This window comes from Helicobacter sp. NHP22-001 (assembly GCF_030270165.1).
In the GTDB taxonomy this organism is placed as follows: domain Bacteria; phylum Campylobacterota; class Campylobacteria; order Campylobacterales; family Helicobacteraceae; genus Helicobacter; species Helicobacter gastrofelis.
Map to the genome: position 1 here is coordinate 18,798 of NZ_BSWS01000004.1, position 23,651 is coordinate 42,448.

20 protein-coding genes are annotated in these 23,651 nt (G+C 48.8%); 13 read left to right on the forward strand and 7 right to left on the reverse strand.

Going from position 1 to position 23,651, the window contains the following annotated elements; genetic code table 11:
• Window positions 1-73: 73 nt before the first annotated feature.
• From QSJ47_RS04460 to QSJ47_RS04470, 3 genes are read left to right on the forward strand one after another with little or no spacing between them, the layout of a single operon-like run.
• Complete coding sequence (locus QSJ47_RS04460) at window positions 74-2,890, forward strand: FAD-binding and (Fe-S)-binding domain-containing protein (RefSeq protein ID WP_285602562.1); 2,817 nt, start codon at window positions 74-76, stop codon at window positions 2,888-2,890.
• Window positions 2,883-3,563 carry a di-trans,poly-cis-decaprenylcistransferase gene (locus tag QSJ47_RS04465; RefSeq protein ID WP_221272413.1) on the forward strand — a complete coding sequence of 227 codons (681 nt, stop codon included), beginning with the start codon at window positions 2,883-2,885 and terminating at the stop codon, window positions 3,561-3,563. Before QSJ47_RS04460 ends, QSJ47_RS04465 begins: the two co-directional genes overlap by 8 nt.
• 15 nt (window positions 3,564-3,578) lie before the next feature.
• Window positions 3,579-4,250, forward strand: coding sequence for an HAD family hydrolase (locus QSJ47_RS04470; protein ID WP_221272412.1), 672 nt, complete (start codon window positions 3,579-3,581; stop codon window positions 4,248-4,250).
• A 23-nt stretch (window positions 4,251-4,273) separates the two neighbouring features.
• Here QSJ47_RS04470 and QSJ47_RS04475 read toward each other — a convergent pair whose 3' ends face one another.
• Genes QSJ47_RS04475 through QSJ47_RS04495 form a run of 5 tightly spaced genes read right to left on the reverse strand, consistent with a single transcriptional unit; the run spans window position 4,274 to window position 8,953 of the window.
• The gene (locus tag QSJ47_RS04475; protein WP_260321685.1) at window positions 4,274-4,399 is read right to left on the reverse strand and encodes a hypothetical protein; all 126 of its coding nucleotides are present in this window, start codon (window positions 4,397-4,399) and stop codon (window positions 4,274-4,276) included.
• 8 nt (window positions 4,400-4,407) lie between these two features.
• Window positions 4,408-5,967: a phospholipase D family protein gene (locus tag QSJ47_RS04480; RefSeq protein WP_285602563.1), complete on the reverse strand. Its 1,560-nt coding sequence runs from the start codon at window positions 5,965-5,967 to the stop codon at window positions 4,408-4,410.
• A 12-nt stretch (window positions 5,968-5,979) separates the two neighbouring features.
• Window positions 5,980-7,227, reverse strand: a complete 1,248-nt coding sequence (locus QSJ47_RS04485) for an MFS transporter (protein WP_221272410.1) — start codon at window positions 7,225-7,227, stop codon at window positions 5,980-5,982.
• Window positions 7,227-8,243 (reverse strand): UDP-3-O-(3-hydroxymyristoyl)glucosamine N-acyltransferase, encoded by a 1,017-nt coding sequence (gene lpxD, locus QSJ47_RS04490; protein ID WP_285602564.1) that lies wholly within the window; start codon window positions 8,241-8,243, stop codon window positions 7,227-7,229. Before lpxD ends, QSJ47_RS04485 begins: the two co-directional genes overlap by 1 nt.
• The gene (locus QSJ47_RS04495) at window positions 8,240-8,953 is read right to left on the reverse strand and encodes a triose-phosphate isomerase (protein ID WP_285602565.1); all 714 of its coding nucleotides are present in this window, start codon (window positions 8,951-8,953) and stop codon (window positions 8,240-8,242) included. Before QSJ47_RS04495 ends, lpxD begins: the two co-directional genes overlap by 4 nt.
• 109 nt (window positions 8,954-9,062) lie before the next feature.
• Here QSJ47_RS04495 and QSJ47_RS04500 point away from each other — a divergent pair, with 109 nt between their 5' ends.
• The 3 genes from QSJ47_RS04500 to QSJ47_RS04510 are packed head-to-tail and all read left to right on the forward strand — an operon-like array spanning window position 9,063 to window position 12,629.
• Window positions 9,063-9,827, forward strand: a complete 765-nt coding sequence (locus QSJ47_RS04500; RefSeq protein WP_285602566.1) for a fumarate reductase cytochrome b subunit — start codon at window positions 9,063-9,065, stop codon at window positions 9,825-9,827.
• A 9-nt stretch (window positions 9,828-9,836) separates the two neighbouring features.
• Window positions 9,837-11,900: a fumarate reductase flavoprotein subunit gene (locus QSJ47_RS04505; RefSeq protein ID WP_285602567.1), complete on the forward strand. Its 2,064-nt coding sequence runs from the start codon at window positions 9,837-9,839 to the stop codon at window positions 11,898-11,900.
• Window positions 11,901-12,629: a fumarate reductase iron-sulfur subunit gene (locus QSJ47_RS04510; protein ID WP_285602568.1), complete on the forward strand. Its 729-nt coding sequence runs from the start codon at window positions 11,901-11,903 to the stop codon at window positions 12,627-12,629.
• 29 nt (window positions 12,630-12,658) lie between these two features.
• Here the strand turns inward: QSJ47_RS04510 and QSJ47_RS04515 are convergent, their stop codons facing one another.
• Both QSJ47_RS04515 and rpsO read right to left on the reverse strand, forming a co-directional pair.
• On the reverse strand, window positions 12,659-13,885 hold the full coding sequence (locus QSJ47_RS04515; protein WP_285602569.1) for an O-antigen ligase family protein: 1,227 nt from the start codon (window positions 13,883-13,885) through the stop codon (window positions 12,659-12,661).
• Window positions 13,886-13,892: 7 nt separating this feature from the next.
• Window positions 13,893-14,165 (reverse strand): 30S ribosomal protein S15, encoded by a 273-nt coding sequence (gene rpsO / locus QSJ47_RS04520; protein ID WP_221272406.1) that lies wholly within the window; start codon window positions 14,163-14,165, stop codon window positions 13,893-13,895.
• A 118-nt stretch (window positions 14,166-14,283) separates the two neighbouring features.
• Here rpsO and flhA point away from each other — a divergent pair, with 118 nt between their 5' ends.
• The 7 genes from flhA to QSJ47_RS04555 all read left to right on the forward strand — a co-directional run bounded on the left by flhA (window position 14,284) and on the right by QSJ47_RS04555 (window position 23,646).
• The gene (gene flhA, locus QSJ47_RS04525) at window positions 14,284-16,482 is read left to right on the forward strand and encodes a flagellar biosynthesis protein FlhA (protein ID WP_221272405.1); all 2,199 of its coding nucleotides are present in this window, start codon (window positions 14,284-14,286) and stop codon (window positions 16,480-16,482) included.
• A 9-nt stretch (window positions 16,483-16,491) separates the two neighbouring features.
• Window positions 16,492-17,577: a DHH family phosphoesterase gene (locus QSJ47_RS04530; protein WP_285602570.1), complete on the forward strand. Its 1,086-nt coding sequence runs from the start codon at window positions 16,492-16,494 to the stop codon at window positions 17,575-17,577.
• 32 nt (window positions 17,578-17,609) lie between these two features.
• Window positions 17,610-18,302, forward strand: coding sequence for a hypothetical protein (locus QSJ47_RS04535; protein ID WP_221272403.1), 693 nt, complete (start codon window positions 17,610-17,612; stop codon window positions 18,300-18,302).
• A gap of 10 nt (window positions 18,303-18,312) precedes the next feature.
• The gene (gene pheS, locus QSJ47_RS04540) at window positions 18,313-19,305 is read left to right on the forward strand and encodes a phenylalanine--tRNA ligase subunit alpha (protein WP_221272402.1); all 993 of its coding nucleotides are present in this window, start codon (window positions 18,313-18,315) and stop codon (window positions 19,303-19,305) included.
• Complete coding sequence (gene ytpR, locus QSJ47_RS04545; RefSeq protein ID WP_285602571.1) at window positions 19,305-21,596, forward strand: YtpR family tRNA-binding protein; 2,292 nt, start codon at window positions 19,305-19,307, stop codon at window positions 21,594-21,596. The genes pheS and ytpR overlap by 1 nt, the downstream gene beginning before the upstream one ends.
• On the forward strand, window positions 21,593-22,888 hold the full coding sequence (gene aroA / locus QSJ47_RS04550; protein ID WP_221272401.1) for a 3-phosphoshikimate 1-carboxyvinyltransferase: 1,296 nt from the start codon (window positions 21,593-21,595) through the stop codon (window positions 22,886-22,888). Before ytpR ends, aroA begins: the two co-directional genes overlap by 4 nt.
• A gap of 80 nt (window positions 22,889-22,968) precedes the next feature.
• On the forward strand, window positions 22,969-23,646 hold the full coding sequence (locus tag QSJ47_RS04555) for a type 1 glutamine amidotransferase domain-containing protein (protein WP_285602572.1): 678 nt from the start codon (window positions 22,969-22,971) through the stop codon (window positions 23,644-23,646).
• Window positions 23,647-23,651: the final 5 nt, after the last annotated feature.

Consider the following 23,651-nt stretch of genomic DNA (forward strand, 5'->3'; position numbering starts at 1 on the left):
CATATTTTCACACACAAAGATAAACAGCAAAAAAAGTGGTAAAATTGCCTCATTTTGACAACAAAGGCAACACATGCAACAAAATTACGCTGCATTTTACCAAGAAGCTCAAGATTTCTTGGGCGATCGTATTTACAAGGATTATTTGCGCCGTGTGGTTTATGGCATAGATGCGTCCTGTTACCGCTATGTCCCCGAGTTGGTCGTCAAAGCCTGCCACGAGAGCGAGATTGTGCGCCTTTGCGCCTTAGCTAAGAGGCACAACACACCCTTAACCTTTAGGGCGGCGGGCAGCTCTTTATCGGGGCAAGCGTGCGGCAGTGGGGTGTTGGTGATGGCAAATTTAGGCTGGCAAGAGATCAAACCCCAAGAGAACGGGGCGAGTGTGCGCCTTGGCTGTGGGGTGATTGGAGCACAAGCCAACAACGCCCTAAAGGTCTATCAAAAAAAGATCGGGCCTGATCCGGCGACCATTGCGACCGCCATGGTGGGGGGGATTTTAGCCAACAACGCCAGCGGCATGTGCTGTGGAGTAGCGCAAAACAGCTATAAAACCTTAAAATCGATTCGTGTAGTTTTAGCCGATGGCACGCTCTTAGACACGAGCAAACAAGAGAGCGTGGAGGCATTTAAACAAAGCCACGCCCCCCTTTTAGAGGGGCTTTTAGCTTTGCGTAAGGAAGTGCTAGAGGATGAAGAATTGCACGCCTTGATCCAAAAGAAATACAAAATCAAAAACACCACAGGTTATAGCCTAAATGCCCTCATAGACTTTGAAGATCCCATAGATATTTTAAGCCATTTATTCATTGGCTCGGAGGGGACTTTGGGCTTTATCTCTAGCTGTGAGTTGCATTGTGTGCCCGACTACCCTTATAAAACCTGCTTCTTGCTCTTTTACGAGACTTTGGCAGAGGGCTTAAAGGGGGTGCAAATTTTGGCACAAAATGCGGATAAAATCAGCGCCGCCGAGTTAATGGACTATGCGTGTCTAGCCAGCGTGAAGGGGGCGGAGGGCATGCCTAGCGTGCTAAATGAGGTGAAGCCGGGGTATTCGTGCATTTTGGCGCAGCTTGAGAGCACCGATCTAAGCACCCTTGAAGCCAACAGCGCCTTTGTGCTCGAAAAACTGCAAGCCGTCCCCACCGTTTTACCCCTAGAGCAAAGCACAGACCACAAAGTCTACAACGCATGGTGGAAAATTAGAAAAAGCATTTTCCCCATTGTGGCGGGGCGGCGGCGCAGTGGGGCGAGTGTGATTACAGAGGATTTATGTTTTGACATGGAGCATTTACAAGAGGGAATTGCCAACTTGCAAAGCTTGTTAGAAAAGCATGGCTTTAAAGAACATAGTGTGATTTTCGGGCATGCTTTAAGTGGCAATTTGCACTTTTTAATCACCCCCCTACTAGAAAACCCCACTGAGAGGACGCAATTTAGTGCGCTCATGGAGGATTTGGCCCAAATGGTCGTGTCCTTGCAAGGTTCGATCAAGGCCGAGCATGGCACAGGGCGCATGGTCGCCCCCTTTGTCAAATTAGAGTGGGGTGAGAAGGCCTATCAAATTTGCGAGCGCATTAAAGCCTTGTTTGACCCGGACAAACTCTTAAACCCCGATGTGATTCTCTCCAACGACCCGCAAATCCACGCCAAGAACTTAAAAGAGAGCGTGCCCATTGCCCCCGAGATTGAGCCTTGCATGGAGTGCGGGTTCTGTGAGCGCATTTGCCCTAGTCGGTATTTGTCCTTAACCCCCCGCCAGCGCATAGGTTTACAGCGCGAGATCGCCTACTTAAGCCAAAGAGCAGCGCAGGGACTAGCCACGGATAAAGTTTTACTAGAAGAGCTTTTGGAGGGCTATAAATACCTGAGCGATGAAACTTGTGCGGCGTGCCATATGTGCTCCACGCTCTGCCCTTTAGGCATTGACAGCGCCACGATTGCACTCAAAACCCGCACCAAAGAAAAAGCCCCCCTAGTGGCAAAAGAAATTTTAAAGCACATGGATGTTGTGGTGGGAGGGCTAAAAGTGGGGCTTGGCGCGGTGCAAGTGGGGCAAGTAGCATTAGGGGCAAATTTTATCCACAAGTGCAGCCAAAAGTTGCACACCAAAATCCACACGCCCATTGCCCCAAATTACATGCCAAGAAGGAATAAATTTAAACTCACCAGCAAGCCTAGCGACCAAAACGTGCTGTATTTTTCCACTTGCATCAACCGTGCCTTTGCGCCTTCAAAACTCATGCCCGATCCGCGTAGTTTGCAAGAGGTGTTCGAGTCGCTGTGTCAAAAGGCAGGCTTTGGGGTGATTTATCCTAAAGAGTTGCCCAAGTTTTGTTGTGGCAAGGCGTTCATTGACTATAAAGATTTAAGTGTGCAAAACACCGAGAAAAATGCCAAACTTCTAAAAGAGTTGTCTAATAATGGCCAAATCCCCATTGTGCTAGACCACAGCGCATGCAGCGCGTATTTGATCGAGCAATTAGAGCACACGGGGCTAAAAATCTATGACATGCCCATTTTCATCCAAGAGTTTTTACTGCCCCATTTAAAAATCACGCGCTTAAACGAGGATATTGCGCTTTACACCATGTGTGCGGCCAAACGCTTAGGCTATGCGCAAAACATGCGGGATTTGGCTAAGGCATGCGTGAGCGGCAAGGTTGTGGAGCACACCGACACGGGTTGTTGCGGTTTTGCGGGCAACAAGGGTTTTTTAACGCCTGAACTCAACGACCACGCCTTGTTAGACTTCACTAGCTTTTATCAAGATAAAAAACTTAAAAAGGGCTTTTGCAGCTCCAGCACCTGCGAAGTGGGCTTAAGCCAACACTCTAACATCCCCTTCCAGCACATTGCCTACTTGGTTGATTCGTGCAGCGATGAATAACTTAGCGCATTTGGCCATCATCATGGATGGCAATGGGCGGTGGGCAAGATTGCAGGGCAAGCCTAGAACGCACGGACACCAGCAAGGAATCAATGCTTTAAGAAACATCACCATTTGGTGCGCCAAAGAACACATCGCCTATCTCACGCTTTACGCTTTTTCTACTGAGAATTGGAGTCGCCCTAAAAGCGAAGTGGATTTTTTAATGCGGATGCTCAAAAAATACCTCGTGCAAGAGCGCCCCACTTACTTAGAGCATAAAATCCGCTTCAAGGCGATCGGCAATTTAAAAAAATTCAGCCCCGCTTTGCAAAAAACCATTTTAAATTTGGAACAAGAAACCGCCAGCCACACCGCCCTAACGCAGGTGTTGGCCCTGAACTATGGGGGACGCGATGAGATCGCTAGGGCATGTGGGCAGGTGCTGGAGTTGGGGCTAAAGGGGGATTTGCAAGAGCTCATCGGGGCGCATTTAGATACGGCGGGGTTACCCGATGTGGATTTGTTGATTCGCACAGGTGGGGAGATGCGCTTGTCTAATTTCTTGCTGTGGCAATCCAGCTACGCCGAGCTGTTCTTTAGCCCGGTGCTCTGGCCCGATTTCACGCCCACACATTTGGCCAAAATCATTGCTTCGTTTAACCAAAGACAGCGTAAATTTGGTAGGGTGTAGCAGAAAGGGGCTAGCATGGCGCTAAAAGTTGTGGTGTGGGATTTTGATGGAGTGGTGTTTGATAGCATGCACTTAAAGGGGGAGGGGTTTAAGGAATTGTTTAGGCGGCACACCAAGGCAGATGAGACTGCCCTAAAGGCGTTTGAGGATTACCATTACGCTAATGGGGGGGTGAGCCGCTTTGATAAAATTGCGCACTTTTACACCCAAATTTTAAAGAAAACCATAGATGCGGACAAGATCAACGCCCTAGTGGAGGAGTTCGGGCACATCATTGAAAAGGACTTGTTCTCAAAAGAGCATTTAAATTTAGAGGTGATGGACTTTGTGAAAGCCAATCACGAAAAGTATATTTTCCATATCGCCTCGGCGGCTCTGCACACTGAGTTGCAGGCACTCTGCGCGTTTTTGGGGATTTCGCCCTATTTTAAGAGCATCGAGGGTGCGCCCCCGTCTAAGGCTAAAGTCTTAGCAAATCTTTGCACCAAGTATGGCTATAAGCCTAGCGAAATGGTCTTGATCGGAGATAGCAAGAGTGACTATGAGAGTGCAAGGGTAAATAAAATCACCTTTCTAGGCTACAACAACCCCACCTTACAAGCTCTCTTGCCACAAGCCTATATTAGTCGCTTCGCCAACTTAGATTTAGATTATATTTGCCAGCATAATCAAATAAACTCAATTTAAACAAAGTGGGTGGTTTAGATGTATTAGGGGTAGCCACCGGCAGTGTGGGCTTGGCTACTATCTAGCTTAGCAAAATGGGTAAATGCCATCGCCCTCGCACGCACACCAAAGGGGACATATTGGCAAAGTCTTGGCAAGAATTTAAGCATTTCGCGCTCTACAGCTCATCTTCGGGCAAAATCTTAGACCAATTTTTAATGAAGCGCAAAAAGGGGGAGGTGTCGGGGGGGTTGGTGTGGCGCACCACCTGCCCATCCTCCACGCCCTCCCAAATCAATTTAGAGTGCAAGGCGTGCCTTTCTAAAATCAGGTGCCAACTATCGCGCATTTGCTCTTGCATGCGGCGTTGCAAGTAGGTGGCAAAGGCGGGGTTATCAAAGACCACGACCGACTCAGTGTTGATTTGCGCCGAGCGTGCGTCTAAGTTGAAACTGCCAATCCAAGTCAGTTGGCTATCAAAGATTAAAATCTTGCTGTGCAGAGAGTTTTTAAGCCGACCCTTGATTTTAAAGTGCACCCCCCCCTTACGGGTGTATTTAATGTAGCGGGAGAGTTCGCTCTTGGTTTCGTAGACATTAGCCCCTGCCTTGACTAACTTTTTGGCGTATCTCTCCCACGCCCCATAAACCACAATTGCATCTGTGGAGGCGAGCGAGTTGGTTAAAATGCTAAGCTCTAGTCCTTCGCTTAGTTTCTGTTTAAAGGTTTTAAGCAGGGCGGGGCCGGGGATTAAATAAGACGAGGCAATGTAGAGGCTGTTTGTGGTGTGCTTTAAAATCTCTTGCAGGGCGTGGTTGATGGGGGATTTGGGGTTTAGGGCGTAGATTTTTTCAGGGCGATCGGCAACAAAGTAAGCCCGCCCTAGGTAGCCCTTGTTTCGTTTATTGATGAACTTTTGGATGAAGGCTTGTACTTCCTTGTCATAGGTGCTCTGATCGTTTAGTAAGAGTTTAGAGAGGCTCTTGGCGTAGGTTTTGGCGTATTTCTTTAGTTTTCTGTGGCTAGGCAGTAAATTAGCCGGGATCGCGCCTTTAAAGTTCCAATATTCTAAAAAACTCTGCTTGGCTTTTAGGCTCACCGCCCCCAAAAAGAGCGCGTCCGTGTCTAAAAAGTTTTCTTCTAGGTCGTTGTCAAAGTAGACATCGGCGATGTTGCGCCCCCCAATCACTAGAGCCACATTATCCACAATGAAAATTTTATTGTGCATGCGCTTTTTAATGCGGTCGTAGCACGCCATCATTTCTAAATAGCGTAGTCCCTTATTGCGGACACGATAGGGGTTAAAGATTTTGACATCAATATTGGGGTGGGTGTTTAGCATGATGATGTCGGACATGTCCGAATCTAGCCCATTGTCATCAATCAAAAGGCGCACCTTCACCCCCCGATTGGCCGCCTTGTAAAGCTCCGACATCATCACCCGTGAAGAAATGTCGTTCTTGTAAAGGTAGGTCTGTATGTCTATGTTGTGCGTGGCTAGGCGGATTAAGGCGATGCGTTGTAACAAGGCTCTGTTCCCATCTTGCAAAATGAAGCCCAAACTCTGCTTAGGATTTTGGTTCAAGGTTTGGGCGTACACCTGCCCTAGGGGGGTTTTTAGGGGTTGGTAGCTTTCTAAAAGGTGGATGTGATCGGGGCGTTTTTTGGCAATGGTGGCAAGACACCCGCTGAAAAACAGCGGGCATACAAGCAGACAAATGCACAAAAAGCGTTGCAAAAAAACCCTTAATCAGTCCAAAATGGGTTTTTTAGGCAAACACATGGCGGCGGCAAACATGCACGCCATCATCACGGCAACATAGACAAAAAAGCCGTTTTCTATGTGGTAGTGCTTGAATTGCAGAGCAATGTAGGGAGTAGAGCCCCCAAAGATCGCATTGCCTAGCGCAAAGCTAAAGCCCGTGCCAAGCGCACGCACATGCTCAGGGAAGAGCGAGGCTTTAAAGATCCCAGATACCGAAGTGTAGAAACTGAGGATTAAAAAGAGAGCGAGCACGGCTAAAAAGGCGATCGTGGTGTTGTGGGCGTACATAGACATGACCCTAAAGAGCGGAGCGATGCCAAAGAACGCCAAGATTGAAAAGGTGATGACCGCCCGTCTGTGGCTGATTTTATCGCCAATGTAGCCAAAGAGCGGCTGGATGAGCATGAGGATTAAAAGCCCAAAAACAAAGACATCATTCACCACAGGTTTAGCCATGCCGGCATTTTCTAGGTAGGTTTTGGCGTAGGTGGTGATCGTGTAAAAGGCGAGCGACCCGCTTGCGCTGATGACAAACACAATAAAACAAGTCTTAAAGTGGGGTAAGAGTGCCTTTAAAGTCCCCCGATCTTGATGCTCTTCTAACTCGCTAGAGCTCTCATCCATTAAACGCCGCGCTACTAAAGAACCCAAAGCGAGTAACCCACCCAGCACAAATAAAATCCGCCACGCAAAGGCACTCACCTGCGCTAGACTAAAGAACATCATCAAGACGCCAATGCTCGCCACCGCTAAAAACTGCCCCCCGATTAAGGTGCTGTATTGAAAGGAGCTGTAAAAGCCCCGATTGCCCTTAGAACTAAGCTCAGACAAATAAGTCGCCACAATGCCATACTCCCCGCCCACGCTAAGCCCCTGCACCATGCGCGCCAGCAGTAAAAATAAGATCGCCAAATCCCCCACACTATCCTTAGTCGGCAGGGCGGCGATCATAAAAGAGCCAATGGACATCAAAACCACGGACATGATCATGGACTTTTTGCGCCCGACTTTATCGGCTAGAGAGCCAAAAATCCACGAGCCCAAGGGGCGCATGAAAAAGCCCACTGCAAAAATCCCAAAAACTTGGATTTGTTGGATGATGAGGTTGTTCGACTCGCTAAAAGAGTGGGCGAAGTAGGTTGCGCTAAAGGCATAGATATAAAAGTCAAACCATTCTACCAAGTTGCCGCTTGCCGCTGCGATGACTGAGCGGATTTTCTTACTCTGTGTCATTAGCGTTTCCACAACCCTTTCGCTTTGTCAATCAAACTCGGCTTTTGCTTTTTGGCAAAACGCCTAAGCGTGGCTAGGAAGTGGTGCCACTCGTGGATCTCCATTGCCGGAATTGCCCCTGCGTAGTTGGTGTGCGGGGGTAAGTCTTTGCCCACCGCCCCCTTGCCCCCAATTTGGGTAAATTCCCCAATGTGCATATGCCCCCCGGTGCCCACCTGTCCGCCTAGCACCACATTGCGCCCCATGGTCGTAGAGCCCGATAGCCCCACTTGCGAGACGATGATCGAATGCTCGCCCAGCACGCAATTATGCCCCACCTGCACCAAATTATCGATTTTCACGCCTTGCTTAATGTGCGTTACTCCAAAAACCGCCCGATCGATCGTGGTGTTCGCTCCGATCTCCACGAAGTCATCGATCTGCACGATGCCCGTGTGCTCGATCTTGATGTGTGCGCCTAGCTCGGTGTGGGCGTAGCCAAAGCCATCGCTGCCGATCACGCTGTTGGCGTGGATGATCACTTCATTGCCAATTTGCGTGTTTTGATAAATGGTAACATTGGGGTAAATCTTGCAATTCTTGCCAATTTTCACCCCGTCTCCTAAAACCACATTTGCCATAATAATCGTGTTGTCTCCAATCTCAACCCCTTCGCCCACCACGACATGGGGCATGAGCGTTACATTTGCGCCCAAATTGGGGGGGGTTTTGGTGCTCGGGGTTTTAAACATGTCCACCTTAAAGGCGTGGGAGATTTTAGCAAAGGCTAAATGGGGGTTTTGTGTGATGATGGCTTGGCTCGCACTTGGGACCTTGCTTGCATATTCGGCACGGATGAGCACACCGCCAGCCTTGGTATCCTTAAGTTTTTTGACATAGGATTTTTGATCCACATAGCTTAAGTGGTTAGGGGTGGCTAGCTCTAGGGGGGCAACCCCGACAATCTCAAAATCTTTAAAATTGGGGGGCAGAGTGGCTTCTATCGAATAAGTTTCTTTTAAGGCATTGAAAGTCATGCAAACTCCTTTGTACTGCTGATTTTAATAATATCCAATAACACTTGAGGGTCTAGGCACGCCTTGCCAATGAGCACACCATCCACTTCTGGTAGGCTTAAAATAGCCTCAGCATTGCTTGCTTGCACGCTCCCCCCATAGACGACTTTGACACGGGGCTTTAAGGCTTGCTTTAGTCCGCCTATGGTGCTAGCAATGTCGCTATCTCGTGCACTCACTCCAGTGCCAATCGCCCAGATCGGCTCGTAGGCGATGATGAGTTTGGGGTAGCTTAAATCCAGCCCCCCTAATTGCTTTAATAAATGATCCAACACGACATCTTGCCCTAAATTGCGTGTGGCTAAAGGCTCGCCAATGCAAAAGACAATTTGAAAACCCTGTTCTCTAAAGAAATGAAACTTTTCTAAACAAAAGCTAGGCGTTTCGCCCAGCAACAAACGCCTCTCGCTATGCCCAATTAAAAGTGAGCTAATCCCCCACTCTTGCAGGGCGTGCAAAGTAACTTCGCCCGTGAAAGCCCCCTCAAGAGCAGGATAGGCGTTTTGTGCGCCCAAAGCCACGCAAGAGATTTTGCCCGCTCCAAGGGCACTTAAAGAGGGAAAAAGCGTGATGAAAGGGGCTAATTCTTGAGGTAGATTTTTCTTTAAACGCTCCAAATAGGGCAATAAATCAAGCGCATAGGATTTAAAATTAGCCAAGACAAATTTCACGAGGTACTCCCAAAATTTGCTATATCTTAGCAAAACATGGCAAAAATCGCTAAAAAGTTACCATAATTTTGCTATCATTTTTCAATCGTAATCATCTTAGGAGTGTTGCATGCAACAAGAGGAAATCATTGAGGGTTATTATGGCGTGGGGGCGGAGCGCAAAAAGAGCGGGATGTATGCCAAGCTCGACTTTTTGCAAAGCGCAACAGGGCTCATTCTAGCCTTGTTTATGATTGCGCACATGTTTCTAGTCAGTAGTATTTTAATCAGCGATAAAGTCATGCTTGCGGTGACAAAATTCTTTGAGGGAAGTCTGTTTATCAAAGCAGGCGAGCCGGCGATTGTAAGTGCGGTGGCGGCAGCGGTGATCATCATCCTAGTCGCCCACGCCTTTTTAGCTTTGCGCAAGTTCCCCATCAATTACAGGCAGTATAAAATTTTCCAAACCCATAAGTATCTAATGAAACACGGCGATACGAGCCTATGGATGGTGCAAGTGGGGACGGGCTTTGCGATGTTCTTTTTAGCCAGTGTCCACCTATTTGTGATGCTCACCGCCCCGCATAGCATCGGTCCGCACGCCTCTTCTTACCGCTTTGTGAGCCAGCATTTTTGGTTACTTTATATTTTCTTATTAATTGCTGTAGAGCTGCACGGCTCGATCGGGCTTTACCGCCTCGCCATTAAATGGGGTTGGTTTAAAGACTTAGGGATCGATCAATTACGCAAAATCAAATGGGGCATGAGTGTGTTTTTTATCGTGCTAGGGCTGCTCACCTATGGCTCTTATGTCAAACACGGGATCATGCAAAAGGGCGAGATTGCTAGCATGCAACAAGCCGTGCAAGCGGACGAACAACTCCATAAAGACTAAAGGACAAAAATGAAAGTAGTTTATTGCGATGCGTTGGTTGTGGGCGGAGGGTTGGCGGGACTGCGCGCTAGCATTGCGTGCCGCCAAGTGGGCTTAGATGTGATCGTGCTCTCCTTAGTGCCTGTTAGGCGCAGCCACTCAGCAGCCGCCCAAGGGGGCATGCAAGCCAGCCTTGGCAACGCCAAAATGAGCGAGGGCGATAACGAGGATTTGCACTTTTTGGACACAGTGAAAGGGAGCGACTGGGGTTGCGATCAGCAAGTGGCTAGAATGTTTGTCACCACCGCCCCCAAGGCGATTAGAGAATTAGCTAGCTGGGGTGTGCCTTGGACGCGCATTAAAAAGGGCGATCGCCCCGCAGTGATCAATGGCGAGCATGTGACGATCACCGAGCGAGAGGATCGGCACGGCTATATCCAAAGCCGCGACTTTGGGGGGACAAAAAAATGGCGCACCTGCTTTACTGCGGACGCGACCGGGCACACCATGCTTTACGCCGTGGCCAACGAAGCCCTGCACCATAAGGTGAAAATTGAGGATCGCAAAGAGATGATCGCCTTGATCCACCACGGGGGCAAGTGCTACGGAGCGGTGGTGCGCGACTTGATCACCGGCGAGCTCGTGGGTTATGTGTCTAAGGGTACGCTTTTAGCCACAGGAGGCTATGGGCGGGTGTATAAACACACCACGAACGCCGTGATTTGTGATGGCGTGGGCATTGCGACCGCTTTAGAAACGGGCGTGGCAAAACTGGGCAACATGGAGGCGGTGCAATTCCACCCCACTGCTTTAGTGCCTAGCGGGATTTTGATGACAGAAGGGTGTAGGGGCGATGGGGGGATTTTGCGCGATAAATTCGGGCGGCGTTTCATGCCCGCTTACGAGCCAGAGAAAAAAGAGCTTGCTAGCCGAGATGTGGTGAGCCGTCGCATTTTAGAGCACATTAAAAAGGGCTATGGGGCAAATTCGCCCTATGGCGACCATGTGTGGCTAGACATTGCGATTTTAGGGCGTGCGCATGTGGAGAAAAACCTACGGGATGTGCACGACATTGCCCACACCTTTGCGGGTATTGACGCAGCCGATGACAGCCTAGAGACCGAAGAAAACATGAAGGGCATGCCCGCTGATGAGCCGGATTTTGGCCCCGGCGCACCCAAACAAAAAGGCTGGGTGCCCATCAAGCCCATGCAGCACTACTCTATGGGGGGGCTACGCACCGATTACAAAGGGCATAGCCATCTAAAAGGTCTGTTCTGTGCGGGCGAGGCGGCGTGTTGGGATTTGCACGGCTTTAACCGCTTGGGGGGCAACTCTGTGAGCGAGGCAGTCGTGGCGGGCATGATCATCGGGGATTACTTCGCCGAGTATTGTAAGGGTGCAGAGTTAGATATTAGCACCCACATTGTGGAGCAGTTCATCCAAAAAAGCCACGAGCACATCCAAGAGTTGTTGCACAGTGATGGGAAAGAAAGCGTCTATGAGATTAGAGAACGCATGCGTGAAATCATGGATGAGAAAGTCGGGGTGTTTAGAGAAGGGCATACCTTAGAAGCCGCCGTGAACGAATTAGAGGAACTTTATAAACGCTCCAAACACATCCATGTGAAAAACAAAAAGACGCATAACAACCCCGAGCTTGAGGACGCTTACCGTACCCAAAAAATGCTCAAAATCGCTCTTTGTATCGCTAAGGGAGCACTGGATCGCACTGAAAGTCGGGGCGCGCACACTCGCTTAGACCACCCCAAAAGAGATGACGCTAATTGGCTTAACCGCACGCTTGCTTCTTGGCCTGATCCTAATCAAACCTTGCCCACCCTAGAGTATGAGCCCTTAGACATCATGAAAATGGAGCTCAGCCCCGACTTTAGGGGCTATGGGGCAAAGGGTAACTTTATCCCCCACCCGCTTAAAGAGCAAAGGGACGCTGAGATCAAAGAAATCACAGAACGCATCCAAGCTCAAGGGGGGGATCGCTACGCCTTGCAAGAGGCTTTAATGCCCTTTGATTTACAACCCAAATACAAGGCGCGCAATGTCCGCCTAGACGACCAAAGAAAAGGAGAATAAATGGGACGCCAGATCACCATCCGTACCTTAAAATTTGACCCCCAAAGTGCGGTGTCTAAACCCCACTTTAAGGATTATCAGCTAGAGGAAATCCCCTCAATGACGCTCTTCATTGCCCTAGGGATGATTAGAGAACAGCTAGATCCGGACCTTAGCTTTGACTTTGTGTGTCGGGCGGGCATTTGTGGCAGCTGTGCGATGATGGTTAATGGGAGACCCCGTTTGGCGTGCAAAACCTTAACCTCGAGCTTTAGCGAAAATGTCATCACACTCATGCCCATGCCCTCTTTTCCTTTGATTAAGGATTTAAGCGTGAATACGGGCGCGTGGTTTGCGGGGATGAACGCTAGGGTTGAGAGTTGGGCGCACCATAAAAAGGAAGTGGACATCACCAAGCCCGAAGAGCGCGTTGACCCTGATGAAGCGCAAAATGTCTTTGAGCTCGATCGTTGCATTGAATGCGGGTGCTGCATTGCAGCTTGTGGGACGAAACTCATGCGTGAAAATTTCATTGGGGCGGCGGGGATGAACCGCGCCATGCGCTTTTTGATCGACTCGCATGACGAACGTAGCGATGACGATTTTTATGAATTAGTGGGCGATGATGACGGGGTTTTTGGATGCATGAGCCTCATTGGTTGCCACGACACCTGCCCTAAACAAATCCCCTTGCAAGGCACTTTAGCCGAGCTACGCAATAAAATGGTGAAAGTGGGCAGAGCCCGCTAGACTGGGTCTTTGCTCGTTGTGGCAAGCAGTTACTCTGCGGGCAATTGCTTTGCGATTGCTCCCATAACCACCATCCCCACAAAAAAGCTGCCCTCAATGAAAAAATCAAAGGGGTCAAAACCGATCCCCAAGACAATATAAAAGACCAGCATGGCGCAGATGAACACCCCGATGTTGTCTTTTCTCTTGGCAAAAAAGCGCCACAGCACGCATAAAAACCATAACAACGCCACTAGCCCCAAGACCCCCCTATGCGCTAGGGTGTTGAAAAATTCATTGTCGTATTTTTCCCGACAATCGATTTCACTCGCTTTTCTATAAGAGTGGGAGAGGCTCAAAATCTCATCTAGGCGTTTGCACTTCGTGCTAAGGCTCATGCCAATGATGGGTGAAAGCTTGGCAATGGCTAGGGCTTCTTGCCAGCGGGCAAGGCGCGCACCAATGCTCGAATCGGGGTTTTTTTGGGCATAGAGTTGTAGGTCTTGGCTAAAGCTCTCGTCTTTGGTCCTTGCTGCATGTAAAAGGGCGTGCTGCTCTAGGGCTTGGTTTAACAAGAACAATCCACCAAAGCACAGCGCCATAAACCCCATGTAGCGCCATTGTTTAGTGTGCCTTAAGAACACACAGAGGGCTATAAAGGTGAGAGCAAAGGCGATCAAGGCGCTTCTAGTGGCGCTAAAGAGCACCACCAAAAACCCACAAAGCATGGCAGCGCTAAAGAGCCGTTTTTCTTGGCGTTTGTCTGTCTGCAAGGCGTAGATAAAGCAGCCAAAAAGCGCCATAGAAGTGAGCGTTACAAAGCCCACAATCGTGCTAAAGCCCATCACCCGTGCCATGTCTAAAAAGACCTTTTGCACGAGCGCAAACCCCCCATTGAAAAAACAGGCAAAGGCCATGCTGTAAAATAAAATTTTGGTGTTGAGGCGCACTTGGGTGCTGCTTAGGCAAACAATCGCAACCACACCCAGCACATAGACTAGGGGCATGTTTAAAGAGCGCAAATTGTAATGCCACGCTTCCAAATCTTCACCCACAAATAAGTTGGGCAACGCCACCAAGAACATGGCGAGCATGGAGGCGATGAGCCATTTAAAGGGTTTTAGTTGCAACGGGGGTTTGTAGGCCTTGTAGTAGAGTAGGGCTCCCACTGCCAGCACCACCATTAAAATTTGGGGGCTTGGCTTTTTAAAAGAAAGGATGAAAAAAAGGGAGAAAAAGAGGGTCGCTAGCTTGTGGCGATCGAGTGAGATCCACATCGGGGGCTTAACGATTCTTAATACCTAATGCTTCAATAAGCACTACATAGCGATCATGCTGGGTTTCTTTGAGGTATTTGAGCAGGTTTTTGCGGTGCCCCACGAGTTTTAAAAGCCCCAAACGGCTAGAGTGATCCTTGGGATTGTTTTTTAAATGAGCGGTTAAATCCGCAATCCTTTGGCTCAAAAGGGCGATTTGCACCTCGCATGAACCTGTGTCGTTGTCTTGTCGGGCGAAGCGTTTAATGATCTCTTGCTTCTTCTCCGTACTTAAAGCCATGAAGACCTCCTAATAGGAAATTTTTACATAAGCTCGTATTATAACCTAAAAAAGTCAAATTTTACATGAAAAATTGTAAAATGCTAGGATTTTAACGCAATTTAATTCAAGGCAGTTAGTGGCGCGTAACAAGCAAAAGAGCATTTTAAAGCGGACTTTCCCTTTTTTAAGGCAACTCACCCAGTCGAAGGACTTGACCGTTGTCGCCTTTGTGATCGCAATTTTGGCGATCATCATTGTCCCTTTGCCCCCCTTCTTGCTCGATTTCTTACTGACCATCTCTATCGCCTTGTCTGTGCTCATCATTTTAATCGGGCTTTACATCACCAAGCCCACAGACTTTAGCGCCTTCCCTACTTTGCTCTTGATTGTGACGCTTTATCGCCTTGCGCTCAATGTCGCCACGACGCGTATGATTTTAACGCAGGGCTACAAGGGTCCCAGTGCCGTGAGCGACATCATCAGTGCCTTCGGCGAATTCACGGTGAGCGGGAACTATGTCATCGGCACGATCATTTTCAGCATTTTAGTGTTGGTGAATTTATTAGTGGTTACCAATGGTTCGACCCGTGTTACTGAAGTGCGCGCGCGTTTTGCTTTGGACGCGATGCCCGGTAAGCAAATGGCGATCGATGCGGATTTAAATTCGGGTTTAATCGACAATGAAGAGGCCAAAAAACGAAGGGCAGCCCTTAGCCAAGAGGCGGATTTTTACGGCGCAATGGACGGGGCGAGCAAATTCGTCAAAGGCGATGCGATCGCGTCCATCATCATCACCCTAATCAACATCATCGGGGGCTTTTTAGTCGGGGTGTTCCAAAGGGACATGACGATGGCTTACAGCGCATCCACCTTCACCGTCCTAACCATTGGCGATGGGCTGGTAAGCCAAATCCCCGCTTTGATCATCGCCACGGCTACGGGCATTGTCGCCACCCGCACCACCCAGCACGAGGAAGAAAACTTCGCCAGCAAGCTCATCACCCAGCTTACCGACAAGAGCAAAACCTTAATCATTGTGGGCTTTATTCTCTTGCTTTTTGCTAGTGTGCCCGGGCTGCCCACCTTTTCGCTGTTCTTTGTGGGGAGCTTGTTTTTATTCATCGCATGGCTCATCTCCAGAGAGGGCAAGGACAATTTATTTTCTAAGTTTGAGGCGTGGCTGAGTAAAAAAACGGGCATTGATCTAAGCCACAAGCCCACCGCCACCGCCGATCAAGCCCCCACCACCCGCCCCCAAAAGAGTGCAGAAGAGATCAAAAAAGAGGAAGAGCAAGCCATCAATGAGGTGCTAAAGATCGAGTTTTTAGAGCTTGCTTTAGGCTACCAGCTCATCTCTCTTGCCGATGTCAAACAGGGGGGGGATTTGCTAGAGCGCATTCGGGGTATCCGTAAAAAGATCGCCAGCGATTATGGCTTTTTAATGCCACAAATTCGCATCCGCGATAATTTGCAACTGCCCCCCACGCATTATGAAATCAAATTAAAAGGGATCACGATTGGCGATGGGAGCGTGATGCCCGAGCGCTTTTTAGCCATGAACACGGGCTTTGCGGGCAAGGAGATCGAGGGCATCCCCACCAAAGAGCCCGCCTTTGGCATGGACGCTTTGTGGATCGAGCCTAAGGACAAAGAAGAAGCCATTATTCAGGGTTATACAATCATCGATCCCTCCACCGTGATCGCCACGCACACCAGCGAATTGGTCAAAAATTACGCTGAGGAGTTCATCACCAAAGACGAGGTGAAATCGCTTTTAGAGCGGCTGGGCAATGACTACCCGGCGATTGTGGAGGAGGCAAAGAAGATCCCCACAGGGGTGATCCGCTCGGTGTTGCAAGAATTGTTGCACGAGAAAATCCCCATTAAAGACATGCTCACAATTTTAGAAACCATCACCGACATCGCCCCCAGCGTGCAAAACGATATCACCATTTTAACCGAACAGGTGCGCGCACGGCTTTCAAGGGTCATCACCAATATTTTTAAATCTGAGGACGGGAGCTTAAAATTACTTACGCTAGGCACCGCCACCGAGCAGTTTTTATTAAACAAGCTCAAGGACCAAGCTTCGGGTAAATTTTTATTGTTGAACGCCACCGAAATGCAACAGCTCATCGAGCATGTGTCTGCCGAGTCTATGAAAATTTTACAAAGAGGGATCGCCCCCGTGATTTTGATCGTCGATCCCGAGCTGCGTCGTCCGCTCTCCACGAAAATGGAGCAGTTTAAAATCGACATTGTGGTTTTAAGCCACGCCGAGTTAGACACGAACGCCAAATACGAGGTGCTAGGCACCATCAACATCAATTTTTAAGGACAAAGAATGCAAGTTTTCCACTTATCCCACATCGATTTAGACGGCTATGGTTGCCAATTTGTCAGCCGCCATTTTTTTAAGGACATCAAATTTTACAACGCCAATTATGGGCGGGAGGTGAGCGCAAGGTTGCACGAAATCTTGGATGACATCAGCAAAGCCCTAGAGCCCAAGCGCAAGATTTTAATTTTGGTAACAGATTTAAATCTAACCCTCAATGAGGCGCAGTTTTTGCAAGAGCAAAGCGATGCCCTGCGCGTGCAGGGCTTAGAGGTGCAGGTGTTGCTTTTAGATCACCATGCCACCGGCCAAGACGCGGCAAAAATCTATCATTGGTATCATTTAGACACGGAGCGCAGTGCGTCTAAAATCACCTTTGAAACTTTGCAAAAACTCTACACGCCTTTAGAGAATATAGAAACCCTAGCCCCAATGGTGGAAATGATCAACTCCATTGACATTTGGCAAGAGGGGGGCTTTGGCTTTGAATTTGGCAAGGTGTGCATGCGGATGATCTCTAGCACCCACGAGTTGAATCGCTTCATGTTTGATGAAGAACATAGGGCTTATAAATTCGCCCTTTTAAAGAAAGTGCCCGACTATCTGCACCAAGAAAGGGGCGAGGTTGCCTTTGACAATGATTTATTTAGGCTCAAAAAAATCGCTCTAGGGGGCAATCCGGATTTAGAAACGATGGACAACATCGCCTCCAACGCCCAAGTCGCCCTACTCTCACAGAAAAAAGAGGAATGCACCCTGGAGTGTGAGGGCAAAAAGGGGTTTTTGAGCTATAGCATGGGGGGCATTAGCGTGTTGGCCAATCTCTTCTTGGAGCAAAACCCCGAATTTGACTTTTATATTGATGTGAGCCCCAAAGGCTCTGTGAGCTTACGCTCCAATGGAAAATGCGATGTGAGTAACTTAAGTAAGCAATATTTTAATGGGGGCGGGCATAAAAACGCCAGTGGGGGCAAAATTGAGGGCTTTAAAGAAAGTTTTAGCTACTATGACATTAAGGAGCAGTTAGAAAAGGTGTTTCACAAGGAAAAGGGGGCTGATTACAGTTTCTTTGGGAATCGCTTTGAGTTCTAAGCTAAGCCCAAAGAAAATTGAAAGGAGAGTCCATGAAAACCCAATCTGCATCATATTTCCTTGCTCTAAGTTTATTGACAGGTTGTGTGAGCTACCAAGTCAAACCTGAAAAAATCACTAGTTACAATAATGGCATACAGGTTTTAACCTCAGCCAAGCCCGATTCTAAAGTCCAAATTGAGGTTGCCCAAAAGAAATTAAAAGGTTTAGACAATCCACCCCTTGTGATCTATGTGGGTGCACAGATTTTGAGCGGTAACCCCGTGAACTTCGATACCTCTAACATCTCTGTGAGCGAAAAAGGCAACCCTTTACCCGTGCTGGGCTTTCAAGCGATGATGAAGTCTAGCTACGATTTTGAACCTGTGTTGCAAAAATTCAACATCGCCACCCCCAATAGCAATATTGTGGAAGATGGCATCGGCCCCTCGATGTTTTACTATGGGCAGGGCAGCTTCTTGGCCTATGACATGATGTTTGGCATGCCTTTTATGATGATGGACGATGTGCAAACCCAAGAGATCATGCAAGAGGAACGCCAAGCCTTTAAAATCATGGCGATCAACTACCTCAAACGCTCCACCCTAAGACCCAATGGCAAGGCGAAGGGGGGCTTTGTGGTGATCGACCCCAAACCCATTAAGCCGGGCACTCTTGTGGTGAAAGTAACCCTACACAATGAAACCCACACCTTTAAAATAGACATCCAAAACCAACAACCATAGAAAGGCAGGCATGCAGGCATTACAAGCGGCTTTAGAAAAACTAGAGGAGGTAAAGGATTTACACACGCTGGAGGAATTGCGCCTATTAGTGCTAGGTAAAAAGGGCTTGCTTGCCCACGCCTTTGCAGGTCTCAAAGAATTAGAGCAAGAGGAGAAGACGAGATACGCTCAAGAGCTCAACCGCTTTAAAGAAAGCTTTAGCACTCTACACGCCCAAAAAAAGCAAGCCCTGCAAGCTTTAGAATTGCAAGTGCGCCTAGAGGCTGAAAAAATCGATGTGAGTTTAGCCAACACCCATTCAGGTGGGAGCTTAGGGCATCCCTTAAACTACACTAAAGAGCGCATCATCACCCACTTCACCCAAAGGGGCTTTAAATTGCACTTAGGTGCGCTTGTAGAAGATGATTTTCACAATTTTAGCGCGCTCAACATCCCCCCCCACCACCCCGCCCGTGCCATGCAAGACACCTTCTACTTTAAAGACCACAAGCTCCTACGCACCCACACATCCCCTAGCCAAATCCACGCCATGCAAACACAAACCCCCCCGATCAAAATGATCGCCGTGGGGCACACTTTTAGACGCGATTACGACACCACCCACACCCCCATGTTCTCGCAGGTGGAGGGGCTAGTCGTGGATACAGGCGTGCATTTTGGGCATTTAAAGCAAGTCTTAGAAGAGTTTTTAAACGCCTTCTTTGGCTCTGTCAAGGTGCGCTGGCGCTCCAGCTTTTTCCCCTTCACCGAGCCTAGTGCTGAGGTGGATATGAGTTGTGTTTTCTGTCAGCAAAAAGGGTGCAAGGTGTGTAAAAACACGGGCTGGCTCGAGGTGCTAGGTGCGGGGCTCGTGCATCCAGAGGTCTTTAAAAATGTCGGGCTAGAGGGCATGCAAGGTTACGCCTTTGGGCTAGGCATTGAAAGGCTTGCCATGCTCTCTTGTGAAATCAACGACTTACGCAGTTTCTTTGAAACGGATTTACGCATGCTGGAGGCGTTTTAATGTTGCTACACACCGCCCATTTGGCACATTTTTTAGACATCTCTAGCTTATCCATCCCCACCCTTTGCACGGACTTAAGCCGTGTGGGCTTAGAAGTCGAAGGGCAACACCCCTTTAACTTGCCCGCAAAAGTCGTGGTGGCTAAAGTGCTCTCTAAGGACAAACACCCCAACGCCCAGAAGCTAAGCGTTTGCCAAGTGGATAGCGGGCAAGGGGTGTTACAAATCGTGTGCGGGGCGAAAAATGTCGCCGCAGGGCAGTTTGTGGCTCTAGCCCTAGAGGGGGCGTATTTGAGCGATTGCAACTTACACATTAAGCCTAGCACACTTAGGGGGGTGGAGAGTTTTGGCATGCTTTGCTCCACCACAGAGCTAGGCTTACCCAAGCTAGAAGAGGGGATTTTGGTACTAGATAGTAGTATCAACGCCCACCAGCCCCTAAAACTAGGCGCGCCCTTAAAAGATTTGCCCTTTTTTGCCGGCACACTCTTAGACATCGGCTTAACCCCCAATCGGGGGGATTGTGCCAGCGTCTTAGGCGTGGCTAGAGAAATCGCCGCCCTTTATGGCTTAAGCTTAAACACCCCCCACACACCACCCCCACAAAGCACACCCCCCCTAAAGTTAGCCCAAAGTGCCCAGCATTTAGCCCTAGCTTACGCTAAATTGCACGCCACGAGCTTAGATTTGCCCCTAGAAATCCGCCTAAGCCTAGCCTTACAAAACGCCTTAAGCCAAGACCCCCTAGACAATCTCTTAGCCTATGCAACTTATCTTAGCGGTGTCATCTTAAACGCTTACCCCAGCACGCCCCTAGAAATCAAAGAGGACAACTTAGGCTTTGTGAAAGTCTATTCTCAAGGCGTGGAGCTTAGTAGCATTGCCCTAAACCCCCCCAAAGATAAGGGGCAAAGAAACCTAATTGAGGCAAGCTTTTTAGACCCCACCTACACCGCCACAAGACTAAGCCAGCACGCCACAAAGCACGCCTCAAGCCTAACGCAACGCACCACTAGGGGGAGCGAACCGCAAGTCTTGCTCGGCTTTGGCGTGTTGCAAGAGGTGTTACAAACCCTAAACGCCCTAGCTTTAGAGATTGAAAGTCTTTACAGCAAACTTGAGCCCCAAAAAGTCGCCTTTAGCTTAGGCGACATAGAGCGTCTTTTAGGGCTGACGCTAGACACGCGTCAAGTTAAGGGCATCTTAGAGAATTTGGGCTTTAGCGTAGAAGTGCAAGGGCAGGATTTTAATATCCAAGTGCCAATCTTTAGGCACGACATCGCCAACATTGCCGACATCGCCGAAGAAGTCTTGCGTTTTATCGGCATTGAGAATGTCCCCCCCGTGCTCTTGCCCCTAAATGAGCCCACCAGCCACAACCCCCATTACACCCGCTACAGCTTTGAAAGAACCCTTGCCACCAAAGCCCTAAGCCTAGGCTTTAAAGAAGTGGTGCATTATCTCTTTGCCAAAAAAGAACAGCTAGAAAAGCTCGGCTACCCCACTTTGCAAGACCCCCTAGACCTGCAAAACCCCATCAACAGCGACCTAAACACCCTACGCACCTCTTTAATCCCCGGACTCTTGCAGGCGGTGGTACAGAACAAAAATCTAGGCTTTAAAAGCGTGGCGTTGTTTGAGCTAGGCAGTGTCTATAGTGCTGACAGAGAAGAAAGCCAAAGCCTAGCCTTCATTGCCAGCGGCCTTAAAAACCCCCCCCACTACCCCCACCCTAAAGGCATGGCATGGGATTTTTACGCCTTTGCCACCACCCTTAGCCACATTTTAGGCTCTTTTAGCTTGCAAGCTCTAAGCCCCAAAGAGCAACAAGAAAACTCCTACTTAAGCACCGCCTACCACCCTTATGCCAGTGCGTGGCTTGTCATGGGGGGGCAAAAAGTGGGGGTGCTAGGGGCGATAAACCCTATTTTGGTGCAAGAAGCGGACTTGTTAGAGGGCTTTATCGCCGAAGTACAGGGCAGTGTGTTAAGCCCTAAGCCCTATAAAGCTAAGGAGTTTTCAAAACTCCCCACCAGTTTTAGGGATTTGACCTTGATTTTAGACAAAGATTGCCCCTTTGCTGCCTTACAAGAAGCATTAATGCAGGCACAAATCCCCCATTTGCAAGAAGTCATCGCCCTTGATCTTTATGCCGAAAATGCGAATCAAATCGCCCTAAGTTTGCGTTTAAAAATCCAATCACACACCGCCTTAACGGATAAAGAATTGCAAGAAGTGGTGCAGGGGGCATTAGGCGTTTTAGAAACCCGTTTAAACGCCAAACTCAAATGAAGCTAGAAGTTAAGCCCGCCAAGCCCTTTAGCTTAGAGTTAGAAGGCTTGCCTGCCGACAAGTCTTTAAGCCATCGGGCGTTGATTTTCGCCCTTTTGTGTGAAAAGCCTTGTTTTGTGGGTAATTTATTAATGGGGGCGGATTGTTTAAGCACGCTAAAGATTGTCAAAACTTTGGGCTTAAAGGTGCAAAAGAGCAAGGACAACACCCTAAAACTCACACCCCCTAAAAAGTTTTTACACTTTAATGAGCCTACAAAGCCCCTAAATTGCAACAACTCAGGCACGAGCATGCGGCTATTTAGTGGCCTGCTTAGCTCTAGCCAATGCCAGCAAAACCATTATATTTTAGTGGGCGATAAATCCCTAAGCCAAAGACCTATGGGGCGGGTGGTAAAGCCTTTAGCACAGATGGGGGCAAAAATCCACGCAAGGGTACAAAACTTCGCCCCCTTAAGTGTGCTAAGTAGCCCTTTAAAGGGCTTAGATTATGCTAGCCCCATCGCATCCGCCCAAGTTAAAAGTGCCCTGCTTTTAGCGAGCTTACAAGCCAAAGACCCCCTAAACTTTAGCGAACCCCACTTAAGCAGGGATCACAGCGAAAGGGCACTGCTCGCTTTAGGGGCTTCAATCAAGCTTACCCCACCCAAGCTCACGCTAGAGCCCCTGCAAAAGCCCTTAGAGTCCTTTGCATGGCATATCCCTGCCGACCCATCCAGTGCCTTTTACTTTGCCTTAGCGGTTATGCTAGTGCCGGGTAGCTCTGTGCTTTTAAAGGGGGTGCTACTCAATCCCACACGCATCGAAGCCTTTAAAGTCTTGGAGCAAATGGAGGCAAGTGTGCGTTATGAGTTTAAAGGGCAAATGGGGGCTGAGCCTGTGGGCGATATTTATGTCAAGCACAGCCCACTAAAAGCTCTAAATCTTAGCCAAAACACCGCCAGCCTGATAGACGAATTGCCCGCTTTGGCAGTGGCTATGGCGGTGGCTAAGGGGGTTAGCGTGGTGAGTAATGCTAAAGAATTGCGTTTTAAAGAGAGCGATCGCATCGCCACGACCTTAGCTAACTTAGAAAAAATGGGGATAGAGTGCCACGCTTTAGAAGACGGCTTTAAAATCATAGGGGGCAGTTTAAAACGCCCCAAAGAGCCTTTAGAGAGTTTTAAAGACCACCGCATTGCTTTAAGTTTTGCTATGGCACTGCTCGCCTGTGGGGGGGATTTAAGGGGGGTAGAGTGCGTCAGCGTTTCTTACCCGAATTTTTTAGAGCATTTTAGACACCTCAATTCTTAGAGCTTGACAATCTGCCAAAGTGTGCTAAGATGTTTAAGAGGGGGTCATCAAGGCGTTTTACGCACAACAAGGAGAAATCAATGAAAAAAATATTAGTCATCGTAACCAATGTTTCCAAGTACCCTAACGATGAAAAGCCCACGGGTTTGTGGCTTGGCGAAGCCGTCCATTTTGCCCATGAAATCGAAAAGGCTGGCTACGCCATAGATTACGCTAGCCCCAAGGGTGGTTACACGCCCATCGACCCTAATAGTCTAGCCAAGGATTTTATGAGCCCTATAGATTGGCAGTACTACACCAACCAAGCCTTCATGGATTTACTAGGCAATACGCTGCCCGTGTCCGCGCTCAATCCTAAAGATTATGCCGCCATTTACTACGCTGGTGGGCATGGCGTGGTTTGGGACTTCCCGGATAACACGGCATTAGCCCAAGTTGCCCTAGACATCTACAACCATGGGGGCGTGGTGTCCTCTGTTTGCCACGGCGCAGCAGGGCTTTTAAACATCAAAAACCAAGATGGGAGCTACTTGATTGCAGGCAAAAGAGTCACCGGGTTTTCCAACAGCGAGGAGAAGGCGTTGCAATTAGACAAACTCGTGCCCTATTTGACTGAGGACGTGCTTGTGGCAAGGGGGGCTAAGTATGAAAAAGCAGCGGACTGGGCTCCCTTTGCCCTCAGCGACCAACGCATCGTTACAGGGCAAAACCCTGCTTCTAGCGCCCCAGTGGCTAAACAAGTTTTGGAGTTAATTTAAGGCGG